The organism is Actinokineospora terrae (assembly GCF_900111175.1).
Lineage (GTDB): Bacteria > Actinomycetota > Actinomycetes > Mycobacteriales > Pseudonocardiaceae > Actinokineospora > Actinokineospora terrae.
This window is the reverse complement of record NZ_FOGI01000005.1, coordinates 487,140-498,587: the sequence shown is the minus strand read 5'-3', so window position 1 is coordinate 498,587 and position 11,448 is coordinate 487,140. Positions and strand designations below refer to the sequence as shown.

Annotated in this window: 13 protein-coding genes; 3 read left to right on the top strand and 10 right to left on the bottom strand. The window is 70.3% G+C overall.

Annotated features, from left to right (window positions below; genetic code table 11):
* Positions 1-22: 22 nt before the first annotated feature.
* Genes BMY07_RS13865 through BMY07_RS13850 form a run of 4 tightly spaced genes read right to left on the bottom strand, consistent with a single transcriptional unit; the run spans position 23 to position 3,117 of the window.
* Positions 23-1,051 (bottom strand): hypothetical protein, encoded by a 1,029-nt coding sequence (locus BMY07_RS13865; RefSeq protein ID WP_092778223.1) that lies wholly within the window; start codon positions 1,049-1,051, stop codon positions 23-25.
* Positions 1,048-1,554: a SigE family RNA polymerase sigma factor gene (locus tag BMY07_RS13860; protein ID WP_245782365.1), complete on the bottom strand. Its 507-nt coding sequence runs from the start codon at positions 1,552-1,554 to the stop codon at positions 1,048-1,050. Before BMY07_RS13860 ends, BMY07_RS13865 begins: the two co-directional genes overlap by 4 nt.
* A 58-nt stretch (positions 1,555-1,612) precedes the next feature.
* Positions 1,613-2,623 (bottom strand): hypothetical protein, encoded by a 1,011-nt coding sequence (locus BMY07_RS13855; protein ID WP_092778219.1) that lies wholly within the window; start codon positions 2,621-2,623, stop codon positions 1,613-1,615.
* Positions 2,620-3,117 (bottom strand): SigE family RNA polymerase sigma factor, encoded by a 498-nt coding sequence (locus BMY07_RS13850; RefSeq protein ID WP_092778217.1) that lies wholly within the window; start codon positions 3,115-3,117, stop codon positions 2,620-2,622. Before BMY07_RS13850 ends, BMY07_RS13855 begins: the two co-directional genes overlap by 4 nt.
* Before the next feature lie 72 nt (positions 3,118-3,189).
* Here BMY07_RS13850 and BMY07_RS13845 point away from each other — a divergent pair, with 72 nt between their 5' ends.
* Both BMY07_RS13845 and BMY07_RS13840 read left to right on the top strand, forming a co-directional pair.
* Positions 3,190-3,969, top strand: coding sequence for an IclR family transcriptional regulator (locus BMY07_RS13845; protein ID WP_092778215.1), 780 nt, complete (start codon positions 3,190-3,192; stop codon positions 3,967-3,969).
* Positions 3,970-4,279: 310 nt separating this feature from the next.
* On the top strand, positions 4,280-4,627 hold the full coding sequence (locus tag BMY07_RS13840) for a cell division protein ZapA (protein WP_092778213.1): 348 nt from the start codon (positions 4,280-4,282) through the stop codon (positions 4,625-4,627).
* Between the two features lie 143 nt (positions 4,628-4,770).
* Here BMY07_RS13840 and BMY07_RS13835 read toward each other — a convergent pair whose 3' ends face one another.
* The 5 genes from BMY07_RS13835 to BMY07_RS13815 all read right to left on the bottom strand — a co-directional run bounded on the left by BMY07_RS13835 (position 4,771) and on the right by BMY07_RS13815 (position 9,134).
* Complete coding sequence (locus tag BMY07_RS13835; protein WP_092778211.1) at positions 4,771-5,526, bottom strand: MFS transporter; 756 nt, start codon at positions 5,524-5,526, stop codon at positions 4,771-4,773.
* Positions 5,527-5,657: 131 nt separating this feature from the next.
* Positions 5,658-6,593 carry an ABC transporter substrate-binding protein gene (locus tag BMY07_RS13830; RefSeq protein ID WP_092778209.1) on the bottom strand — a complete coding sequence of 312 codons (936 nt, stop codon included), beginning with the start codon at positions 6,591-6,593 and terminating at the stop codon, positions 5,658-5,660.
* A gap of 14 nt (positions 6,594-6,607) precedes the next feature.
* Complete coding sequence (locus tag BMY07_RS13825; RefSeq protein WP_092778207.1) at positions 6,608-7,333, bottom strand: ABC transporter permease; 726 nt, start codon at positions 7,331-7,333, stop codon at positions 6,608-6,610.
* Positions 7,330-8,010, bottom strand: a complete 681-nt coding sequence (locus tag BMY07_RS13820; protein WP_092778205.1) for an ABC transporter permease — start codon at positions 8,008-8,010, stop codon at positions 7,330-7,332. Before BMY07_RS13820 ends, BMY07_RS13825 begins: the two co-directional genes overlap by 4 nt.
* Positions 8,007-9,134, bottom strand: coding sequence for an ABC transporter ATP-binding protein (locus BMY07_RS13815; protein WP_092778203.1), 1,128 nt, complete (start codon positions 9,132-9,134; stop codon positions 8,007-8,009). The genes BMY07_RS13820 and BMY07_RS13815 overlap by 4 nt, the downstream gene beginning before the upstream one ends.
* Positions 9,135-9,286: 152 nt before the next feature.
* Here BMY07_RS13815 and BMY07_RS13810 point away from each other — a divergent pair, with 152 nt between their 5' ends.
* Entirely contained in the window at positions 9,287-10,774 is a 1,488-nt protein-coding gene (locus tag BMY07_RS13810; RefSeq protein WP_092778201.1) for a bis-aminopropyl spermidine synthase family protein, read from the top strand.
* A 9-nt stretch (positions 10,775-10,783) separates the two neighbouring features.
* Here the strand turns inward: BMY07_RS13810 and BMY07_RS13805 are convergent, their stop codons facing one another.
* On the bottom strand, positions 10,784-11,197 hold the full coding sequence (locus BMY07_RS13805) for a hypothetical protein (RefSeq protein ID WP_143073467.1): 414 nt from the start codon (positions 11,195-11,197) through the stop codon (positions 10,784-10,786).
* Positions 11,198-11,448: the final 251 nt, after the last annotated feature.

Sequence of the window (11,448 nt, the reverse complement as noted above, 5' to 3'; positions counted from 1 at the left end):
TCTGGGATTCCAGACGCCCAGGTCAGTAGCGACCGCCGATCCAGTCGTTGCGGGGGAGGCGGATGGAGACCGATTGGGCGATGCCGATCGCCCAGACCTCGCGTTGGCCGCGGTTCGCGCGGTTGGAGAAGTAGAAGACGCGCAGGCGCATGTCGCCGAAGTCGACCCAGAGTTCGTCGCCGTCCCCGGTGGCTTCGATGGGGTAGTAGGTGGCGGGTCTGCCGCGCACGGTGGTGGGGTTGCCGCCGGTCCGGGTGGGGCGGGCGTGGGTCCACTCGGCGGACACGGAGTCTCCGCCGCCCGGCGGCATCGCGTGGATCTGGCTGGTGAGGCCGGACTCCTCCTTGGCGATGCCGAGGGTGAAGGGGGCCAGGCCCGCGGGCAGCACGCCGAACTCGGCGGCGACGACCAGGGGCGCGGTGTCGACCGGTCCGATCGAGCGGGCGACCCGCAGCGCGACCTCCCGCCCGTCCGCGATGTAGTTGACGTTGACGCGCACGACGTCGGCATCGTCGTACTCGAACACCAGGCACGTGCTCGGGTCACCCCGGGTCGGGCCCACTGCGGAGCCGGGCTTGCCGCTGACGTCGACCGGTTGGGCGTCCCCGTAGCAGGGGAACCCCCCCAGCTTGTGCTCGGCGCTCTTCGCCATCACGGTCACGCTGACGTACGGGTCGGTCACCTTGAGGGGCGGCAGCTTGCCCGACCACTGCCGCGACAGGACCTTGCCGTCCGGCGTCGCCGCCCGGCTGAGCTCGGTGATCCCGTCCGGCAGCCAGGTCGGGCCGACGCGCACCGGCACCGTGAGCTCGGGCGCGGGCAGCAGCGGCCTCGTCCCGCCGATCCCGCTCGACCGGTCGTCGTCGCGCAGCAGCGCCGGGGCCACCACCAGCAGCGTGAGCACCACGACCGCCGCCGCGACGTAGGCCAGGACCGGCCGCCGGTAGCGGGGCGCGAGCACCGCGTGGATCGTGTCTGCGGGCTCCGGGGCGCGGTCGGCGTGGTCACCGATGGCGTCACGGACCAGGCTCTCTAGTTCGTCGGTCTTCACAACGCCTCCTTCGCACGCTCTAGCGCCGGGATCCGGTCCCTTAGGGCTGCCAAGCCACGGGAGATGTGGCTGCGCGCGGTCGCTTCCGAGCAGCCGAGTTCACCGGCGATCTCCGCGAACGACCGGTTGGCGTAGTACCGCAGCACCACCGCGGCCCGCTGCTTGCGCGGTAAGAGGGCGATGCCCTGGAACATGAGATGCCGCTGATCAACCCGGTCGGTCTCATCCGACGACGGTGGCGCTACCGACTCGATCACCTCATGCGGCACCGAGACCGTCCGCACGGCCCGCCTGCGCCACGACAGGAACTCGTTGGTCACCATCCGGTGCACGTAGGCGCCGGGCATCGCCAACCGCTCGATGCCCGGCCACCGTTGACCCGCCCGCAGCAACACCGACTGCACGACGTCCTGCGCCGTGTGCGGGTCACAGGTCAGCGCGGTCGCGTAGCGCAACAGCTCACGGGCGTTGTCGTGCACGTACTGCTCGAAGCTCGTAGGCACCGCACACCCCCTCTCGCCCATACAACGCCCGAGCGCAGCGGTATGTGGAGTCAGGCTCTTATGGTCTCCGGCCGAGCCAGGGCGCAGCGGGAGTCGGCCCTACCGTGACCGAGTTGGCCACGGTGGTGAGCAGGTTCAACTGCTCAGCGGGGTCTTTCGCGGCATACGGCAGGAAGCTGACCACCAGCCACCGCCCACCGAGGTCCGCTACCAGCTGGCCGGTCAGCTCGTCCAGGCCGAGCGGGGCCATCCGGAACCAGCCGGTGCCACCCCGCACCGGTACCCGCGCCCCCTCCAGCACGGGTTGGTCGGGGCGGACCTCGATCCGGGCGACGCCCACGTCCGCGAACACGAGGTTGGTGATCATCACCGCCTTGTCCGGTCGATCACCGCTGATGCCGCTCCAGTCCACCCGCGCACCCGGCACCGCGGCGAAGGTGAACGGCACCGCGGTCGGCTCGACCGCGAGGGGACGGAGCGACTCGGCGACGCGGAGCAGGACGGGCTTGGGATCGGGGAGCGAGGAGCCGAGCAGGTCGAACCGGCGGGACCCGGCCCACCAGGTGAGGGTGTGCACCTCGTGTCGGGGGTCGGAGCTGACGGTCCACTCGCCGGGCCTGCCGTTGACCAGCACCTGCTCGTGGCTGGGATCCGGACCAGTCGGTTGCCCAGGACCCGGTACCACGCTGATGACGTGCACCCAGGGCGCTGCCGTACCCGGCCCGCTCGCCCAGATCGACCCGACCCAGGTGTCATCCACCGCGTAAGAGCGCTCCTGCTCCACCATGCCGGACGGCAGCCAGGTGGGCTCCCAGTACACGTTCCCCAGTTCGGCCGGTGGGCTCACCTGGAGGCTCGTCCCCGGCGCCGCCTGCTCGTACGACTCCGACGCGGACACCATCGCGATACCGACCAACCCGGCCGTGACCACGCCTCCTACCGGCATCCACCACCGGCGGCGCCGGGTTCGTGGTGCCAACGCGGCCAGGACGCGCGCGCCGCTCGGGGCCTGCGCTGCCTGGTGGTCTAGGGCCCCACGCAGGAGGTCCTCGAACTCGTCCGTCCTCATCGGACCTCCTCTACTCGTTGGATGCTCGTAAGTCCGGCCCTTAAGGTCGCGACGGCACGGGAGACGTGGCTGCGCACGGTGCCGGTAGAGCAACCCAACTCGACGGCGATCTGGTCGTCAGTGCGGTTCAGGTAGTAGCGCAGCACTACAGCGACCCGTTGCTTGCGCGGCAGCCGGGCAATGCCCGCGAGTAAGACCTGCCGGTCATCTACGCGGCCTGAGTGATCCGCCGTAGTAGCCCCTAGTCGCCCCATCGCCTGCGGCGCGACCGAGATGTCCTGCCGCCTACGCCGCCAGGACAGGAACTCGTTGGTCACCATCCTGGTGACGTAGGCCCCCGGTTGTTCCATCCGTCCGATCCGCCCCCAGCGTTGCTGCGCGCGCAGCACGACCTCCTGCACGATGTCCTGCGCTTGGTGCGGGTCGCAGGTAAGCGTGGTGGCGTAGCGCAAGAGGCTGTCCAGCCGCTGCGCGAGGAACTCGTCGAAAGTCACATCCGCCCCCTTTCCGCCCTGTCAACGCGCGCTGCCGCGGATCTGTTGAGTCTGGTCGTAGGCTCGGTGCCCATGGGCGCCAGCAGCGACGTCCCCGCCCTCCGCCGCGGTCTCGCCGTGCTGCGGCTGTTGGCGGGCAAGGCGGGGCCGGTGGCGGCGGCCGCCGTCGCCAGGGAGCTCGGGCTGCCCAGGTCGACGGTGTACCACCTGCTCGCCGAGCTGGTGGACGCCGGTTTCGTCACGCACCTGCCGGAGGACCGGCGCTACGCCCTGGGACTCGGCGCGTTCGAGCTGGGCTCCGCGTACCTGCGGCACGACCCGCTGGAACGGCTGGCGCGCCCGGTGCTGTCGCGGCTGATCGAGCGCACCGGCCACACCGCGCACCTGGGCGTGCTGCACGGCAGGGAGGCGCTCTACCTGCTGCGCGAACAGCCACCGCACCCGCACACCGTGGTGACCGATGTGGGCGTCCGCCTGCCCGCGCACCTGCCCGCGTCCGGCCGCGCGATGCTGGCGCACCTGCCCCCCGCCCAGGTCCGCGCCCTCTTCCCGACCCGCGACGCGTTCGTCGACCGCACCGGCCGCGGACCCGTCCACCTGCCCGCTCTACGCGGGTTGCTGACCGCGGAACGCCGCCGCGGCTGGGCGGTGGAGGACGGTTACGTGACACCGGGCTTCGCGTCCGTGGCCGCTGTTGTCCTCGACCACACCGAACACCCGGTGGCCGCGATCAGCACTACGTTCCGCCACCACTGCGAATCCGAATGCGGGCAGCTGTGGCCCGAGTTGGCCGAACCCACCCTGGCCGCGGCCGCCGAACTGACCACGCGAATCAGTGGTCGACGTTCCTGACGATCGCCAGGTTGCTTACACGTTCGGGTGACATTAACGCTGCGCATCGGCGCGAATGTCCCGATCCCAGTACCGTCTTCCGTTGCCTTCCACCCAACAGGCTGAACTCGGTGGCCATTAGCACCACCACAACTGGTGAACTGGCTAGTATGTGCGTACGAACGTTTCCCCCTTCCCCCGCTCTCGCGATAACGCGGTCGCCGCCCCGAAACAAATACCGTGCGTAGCCGCCTATCGCGATCCGCCCGCGCCTGCGGCGATAACCGCCGCTGCGTGGGGCGAGATTTCCCCCGATAAGGAGAATCAGATAGTGGTCACTGTCCAAGTAGTCGCGCGCGACTCGCCGAGCGAGCCCTGCCCGCACGACACCACCCGCCACCTGGTGGCGTCGTTGCGCGGGAGGGCTTACCCGATCACCTGCCCGGCCGACCCGGAGGACCGCGCCTTCCTGCGCCGGATGGCCGAGGCCACCGAGCAGCGCCGGGCCGAGCGGGCGGACTTCGCCATCACCGTGGCCACCATGTGCGCGGTGCTGGCGGTCATCCTGCTGCTCTACTGGGCGGTCGCCCCCGAGGTCCTGCCCTCGATCGGCGTCGTGGTGGCCGTGGCGTTCACCGCCGCGTTCACCGACCAGTTCCGCAAGCGCCGCACCCCCTGACCGGCGGAGGGGTGAGGCTGGTGCTGGAATCACCAGCCTCACCCCTCCTGTCCGGGAAGGCGGCCCGCGCGCTCCGACCGTCCGCGGTACCGCGGGCGGGCCGCCTGGTGCGGTTGCACGTGCATCTGCTCAGGCAAACCAAGTTAACGATCACCCCGCTGGATCGCTACGGACACCAACCCGATCGGATGAGCCAAGGAAGCGGCCGCGACCACCGCGAGCCCCAATCCACTCGCCGAGAACAGGAGCGCGAATCCACCGCCGGTGACCACGAGCGCTATCGCGAGCAGGAAAGGCACCCGGTCGACCAGTACCGCCTGCAACGCGCCGCCGCCGAGGAAACCGATCCCGAGGGCGGACATCAGCACGCCGGTCTGAGCCGCGCCGCCCAGCACGGTCATGCCGAATGGGACCACGATCGCCGCGAGGCACGCGTTCGCGCCGAGGAATAGCGCCGAAACCACCAGCAGCGACCGAACAGTGCGGTTACCGGCGACAAAGGCCAGGCCCGCGCGGAGTTCCGCCAACACCCGCGGCCGTCGCACCGCGGGCAGCACACGTGGCGCGGTGCGGACAATGGCGACCGCCGACACCAGGTACGTGCCGAAGTCCACCCACACCAGCAGGTCGAACCCGGCGACGGCGAACAACGCGCGCAGCACGTCGGCGGCGATCATCACCCACCGCCGGTCCCACCGGTCGGCCACCACCCCGGCGAACGGCCCCAGCAGCACCTGCGGCAGGAACTCCACCGCCGGCGCGAACCCGGCCGCCACCAACGACCCGGTCACCGCGAACACCTGCGCCGGGACCGCCACCACCAGCAACCACGACCCGAGCAGGCTCACCGACCGGCCGCACCACAGCAGCCGGAAGTCCCGCACCCGCAACGCCTCCACCGCACACGCCCCAGCGCTCGACCCGAACCCCAGGCCACCAGTCGACCAGATATCGCCGGTCCGGGAAGGCTCGGGTGGAACACACACCGGCCCGCCCGCGTGAGCGGACGGGCCGGTAGAAGGCGGAGCGGTTAGAGCAGGCCGACCGAGGTGAGCCAGTCCTTGGCGACCTTGGCGGCGTCCGGCTTGTCCGGGGCGCTGAGCTTGGCGTTGAGCTCGATGAGGACCTCGGTGGTCAGCTTGGCCGAGACCGCGTTGAGGGCCTGCTTGACGGTGTCGTCGGCCTTGCTCTTGGTGACCAGCGGGACGACGTTCTGGGCGGCGAAGTTGTTCTTCGGGTCGTCGAGCACCACGAAGTCGTTGGCGGTGATCGCCGGGTCGGTGGTGAACAGGTCGGCGGCCTGCACCGCGCCGGACTTGAGGGCGTCGACGGTCAGCGGGCCGCCCGCGTCGAGCGACTTGTACTCCTTGACCTCGAGGTTGTAGGTCTCCTTGAGGCCGGGCAGGCCGTCGGCGCGCTTCTGGAACTCCGGCGGGCCGCCGAAGGTCACCGAGCCGGACTTGACCAGGTCCTCGATGGACTTGAGGTTGAGCTTGGTCGCGGTGTCCTTGGTGACCACCACCGCGTCCTTGTCCTCGGCGGAGGACTTGTCCAGCACGGTCAGCTTCTCCGGCAGCGCCTTCTGCAGCGCGGTGTAGACGTCGTCGGCGCTGGTCTGCTTGGCGGTCTTGTCGATGTGGGTCAGCAGGGTGCCGGTGTACTCCGGGATCAGGTCGATCGAGCCGTCCTGCAGACCGGGGTAGTACGCCTCGCGGCTGCCGATGCCGAGCTTCTTGGTGACCTTGACGCCCTTGGCCTCCAGCACGCCCGCGTAGATCTCGGCCAGCAGCGTGCTCTCCGGGAAGTTCGCCGAGCCGATCACCAGGGTGCCTGCCGGGGCCGGGGCGGCCGAGGTGCCGCCCGCGGCGGTGGACTGGTTGGCCAGCGGGTCGGACGAGCCCCCGCACGCCGTCAGGGTGAGCGTGGCCGCCACCGCGGTCGCCACTGCGGCGAGTACGCGCTTCATTCCAGGGACTCCTGTCATCGGGAGGTGGGGATTGCGGTGCGGGCGCGGGTGCGCCTGCTGGTCTTCTTGCGCAGACCGGGTGACACGACCAGCCACTGCAGGCCGGTGAGCAGCAGTTCGACGACGATCGCGAGCCCGGCGATGAGCACCGCGCCCGCCGCCATCTGGTCGTACTCGCGCAGCGCGTTGCCGTCGATGACGAACCGGCCGAGCCCGCCGAGGGACACCGCCGCGGCGATGCTGGCGGTCGCGATCACCTGGAGGGTGGCCGAGCGCACGGCGCCGAGGATCAGCGGCAGCGCGTTGGGCAGCTCGACCTTGAGCAGGATCTCCCACTCGCTCATGCCCATGCCGCGGGCGGCGTCCACCGCGGCCCGGTCGACGTTGCGCACACCCGAGTAGGTGCCCGCCAGCAACACCGGCACCGCGAGCAGCACCAGTGCGATCGTGACGGCTTCCAACGCCAACGTGAGTCCCATGGCGAGCACGAGCAGGATCAGCAGACCCAGCTCCGGCAACGCGCGGAACGAGTTCACCACGCCGACCACGACGGTGCCGCCGCGCCCGGTGTGGCCGATGTAGGCGCCGAGCGGGATGGCGATCACGGCGGCGATCAGCACGGCGAGCCCGGTGTACTGGAGGTGCTCGCCGAGGCGCTGCGGGATGCCCGCGATGCCCAGGGTGGTCTTCCAGTGGTCGGGGTTGGTCAGCCAGTCGCCGACCTGGTCGAAGACGCTCATCGCGACACCACCGACCGACCTCGGCCGACCGGGCCGCGTTGCTGGCGGGTCCACGGGGTCAGCGCCCGACCGGCCAGCGCCAGCAGCCCGTCGACGACGAGGGCGAGCAGCACGATCAGCGCGATGCCCGCGATGATCTCCTGGTAGTTCGGCGGGCTGGACTGGGCGCCGTGCAGCAGGAAGTAGCCGAGCCCGCCGACGCCGATGATCTGCCCGACCGCGACCAGGCTGATGTTCGACACCGCCGCGACCCGGACCCCGGCCACCAGCACCGGGATCGCCAGCGGCAGCTCGACGGCGAAGAACCGGCCGACGGTGCGGTATCCCATCGCCGATGCGGCTTGGACGACCGAGTCGGGCACCGCGGCGAGCGCGTCGGCAATGGAGCGGACCAGCAGTGCGACGGTGTAGATCGTCAGCGCGGCCTGCACGTTGATCGGGTCCAGGATCTTGGTCCCCAGCAGCAGCGGCATCATCACGAACAGCGCCAGCGACGGGATCGTGTAGAGCAGGCCGGACACCGGGACCAGGATCGCGCGCGCCACGGTCCAGCGGTTGGCGACCCAGCCCAGCGGCAGCGACAGCACCAGGCCGACGACGACCGGGAGCAGCGCGAGTTGGAGGTGGTCGACGGCAGCGGACAGCAGTTCCGGGATGTGGTCGATGACCCAGTTCACGAGGGCACCTCACCGGACCGGCGGGCCTCGTCGAGCGCCTTGAGCACCGACTCCGCGGTGACCCCGCCGGTCACCGCACCGCCCGAGTCGACCGCGATGCCGACCCCGGACGGGGAGCTCAGCGCGGCGTCGAGGGCGGTGCGCAGGGAACCGGACTTGGGCGAGTCGGCGACGTAGAGGGAACCACCCGCGACGAGGTCGGCCGAGCGCAACTCGCCTTCCACTGTGGACAGTGATGAAGTGGACACCCAGCCGAGCGGCGCCTGGTTCTCGTCCACCACAACACCCCACCCGCCGGTGAGCGCGGCGCGGGCCTCGTCGACCGGGCTGCCCAGTGGGATGGTCGAGAGCGGCACGACCTCGGCGCCGTGCGCGGACAGGAAGCCCAGCGCCCGGTAACCGCGGTCACGGCCGACGAAGGAAGCGACGAAGTCGTCGACCGGCTTGGCCAGCAACGTCGCCGGTGTGTCGTACTGGGCGAGTTCGCCGCCGACGCGCAGGACCGCGACCTTGTCGCCGAGCTTGATCGCCTCGTCGATGTCGTGGGTGACGAACACGATCGTCTTGCCCAGCTCCGACTGCAGGCGCAGCAACTCCTCCTGCAGGTCGTCGCGCACCACCGGGTCGACCGCGCTGAACGGCTCGTCCATCAGCAGGACCGGCGGGTCGGCGGCGAGCGCGCGGGCCACGCCGACGCGCTGCTGCTGGCCGCCGGAGAGCTGCGCCGGGTACCGCTTGCCCAGCTCGCGCGGCAGGCCGACGGTGTCGAGCAACTCCTCGGCGCGGCGGCGGGCGGCGGCCTTCTTGGTGCCGAGCAGCACCGGGACGGTCGCAATGTTGTCGATGACGGTGCGGTGCGGGAACAGACCGGCGTTCTGGATGACGTAGCCGATGCCGCGGCGCAACGTTGCCGGGCGCTGGGCGCGGATGTCCTCGCCGTTGACCAGGATGGTCCCGGAGGTCGCCTCCACCATCCGGTTGATCATCCGCAGCGAGGTCGTCTTGCCGCAGCCGGACGGTCCCACCAGCACGGTGATCCTGCCTGCGTCGATGGTGAGGTCGAGGCTGTCCACCGCCACCGTGCCATCCGCGTAGCGCTTGGTCACGGACTGGAACTCGATCACTCGGACCCCTTGGGTCGGCACGGCCCCCTAGTGGCCGCAGGTCGAACGACCTTAACCCGAACGGCTGACGCAGGCAGGCCGTTCCACGATGTGGCGTCGAACGTACGGCCGGGTCCGGGTGGCCGGGGGCGCTCTCCTACGCTAATCGGCTTGTGGCCGACTCCGTGACCAGTTACCTCGCAGCCAGGGGCGTGCACGCCCGCCCCCTGCGCGCCGTGCTCGGCCTGCTCACCGAGGGCTGGCACAGCCTGGACGACCTGGTCAGGACCACCGCCGTGCCCCGCCGCAGCGTCCAGGAACTGCTCGCCGCACTCGGCGAGGACGCCGAGAACGAGGCCGACTCGTGGCGCGTCGCCCGGTCCGGGGTGGACGGCTACCGCGCGCTGGCGGCGCCGCGACCGGACATCCCGGACGCCGAGCTCGCGGCCGCGTACGAGGTGTATCTCACTGGCGTCCCGACCCCGTCCCGCGCCCTCGACCACGTCCAGGCCGACGCCGCGACCATGCTGCGCCGGGCCCGCTGGTTGGACCAGACCTATGACCTCGCGGGCGCCCGGCTGCTCTGCGTCGGCGACCACGACCTGACCGCGCTCGCGGTGTGCACCCTGCGGCCGGAGCTGTCGGCGACCGTGGTGGACGTCGACGAGCGGCTGCTGGAGTACGTGGACCGGACCGCCGCCGCGCGTGGTCTGGACATCCAGTGCCGCTACGCCGACTTCCGGTTCGGGCTGCCCCCGTCCACCGTGGGCACGGCCGACCTGGTGTTCACCGACCCGCCGTACACCCCGGAGGGCATGCGGCTGTTCCTGGCGCGGGCGATCGAGTCGCTGCGCGACCCGGACGGGCGCGCGATCGTGGCGTACGGGTACAGCGACCGGACGCCCGCGCTGGGGTTGAAGGTGCAGCAGGAGATCCAGCGGCTCGGGCTGGTGTTCGAGGCCGTGCTGCCCGCCTTCAACCGCTACCACGGCGCCCAGGCGGTCGGCAGCGCCAGCGATCTCTATGTCCTGCAACAGACTTCCCGCTCGTCCCGGCTGGCCGAGTCAGCCGTCCGCGAACTGGTGTCGGGCATCTACACCCACGGCCCGCAGTCCATCGAGGCAGGCGGCACACCCCCCGCGGCCCTCGCCGAACTGACCCGCCTCACCGGCGTAGCCCCCACGGTGCCGTCGTGGACCGACCCCGTCCGCGCCAACGGCCCCGTCGCCTACGACCTGACCGCCGACCCCGGCTCCTGGCTGGCCCGAGTCCTGCTGGCAGGCCCCTTGGAGACAGTCGGCGCCCTGGTGGCCAACAACCACCCGTCTGTCGCCGACCAACGCGGCCAAGAAGCCCTCAGCGCCCTGCTCCGCGGCAAGTACACCCTCACCTACCACCGCAGCCTCGCCGCAGGCCGCCACGCCGTGGTCCTCGCCACCCCCGTCCCCGAGGACTCCATCCGCCGCACCCTCCTCTCCCGAACCCACGGCAAACTCGCCAACATCTGGCGCGAAGCCCTCATCGCCGCTTCCGGCGGCACCCTCACCAAACGCGAAGCCCGCGACCAGGTAACCACCCTCGCCCCCGCCGAAGACCTGGACGAACGCCTGATCGACCTCCCCCTGCACCGAATCCGCACCGCCCTGGCTGCCGCCGAATAGCCCGCGCACTCAGGCTGCCGCGTCCACCGCTTGCAGCCGGAGCCAGTGCAACACCCATTCGCCGGTCTTGTCCGATTCGACGCCGTACAACCGTGTTTGGTCCAGCGGCGCGATGACAGTGATCGGCGTGCCGTCAGACAGGTAGGCATAGGCGCGGGCCTGTGGGTCGTCGTCGCAGTAGCGCAACACCAGCGTCGCGTGGTCGAGGGTGTCCAACCAGGCCAACAGACTGGCGCATGCCAACGGCTGATCGGGCGCAGGAACGAACACCTCGACCCGGCCTTGCCCCTGACCGCTTGCGTGAACGCCCAGGCTGCCCACCCTCAAGCGGGTGTGCCTGTCCATGTGCTGACGTACAGCCGTGGCGGCGTGATCGATCTGTCCCCAAGAGACAGTGACAGTGGTGTCTAGCGTGGCGGTCATATTGCCTGCTCTCTATGCGTTATGTGGTCTGAAAACGAACGACGGTCGCTACTTGCTCATCACTGATCACCACCCGATGCGGCAACGGAAACGACATAGACATGGCACTGGCCTCAACATCTACGATTTCCACGTCTGCTCCTTCGCGAGCCGACAGGCACAGAGGCGGCCACTTGGGGGCACACCACGTGACCCGCTTCTGTGCCCCACAACCATTGCGAATCAACGACGAAGTTCGTCGACTTTCCGAT

Excerpts from the sequence above, each read along its gene's own strand:
- BMY07_RS13855 (WP_092778219.1), bottom strand. The coding sequence starts at position 2,623 with ATGAGGACGGACGAGTTCGAGGACCTCCTGCGTGGGGCCCTAGACCAC.
- BMY07_RS13845 (WP_092778215.1), top strand. The coding sequence starts at position 3,190 with ATGGGCGCCAGCAGCGACGTCCCCGCCCTCCGCCGCGGTCTCGCCGTG.
- BMY07_RS13830 (WP_092778209.1), bottom strand. The coding sequence starts at position 6,593 with ATGAAGCGCGTACTCGCCGCAGTGGCGACCGCGGTGGCGGCCACGCTC.
- BMY07_RS13825 (WP_092778207.1), bottom strand. The coding sequence starts at position 7,333 with ATGAGCGTCTTCGACCAGGTCGGCGACTGGCTGACCAACCCCGACCAC.
- BMY07_RS13805 (WP_143073467.1), bottom strand. The coding sequence starts at position 11,197 with ATGACCGCCACGCTAGACACCACTGTCACTGTCTCTTGGGGACAGATC.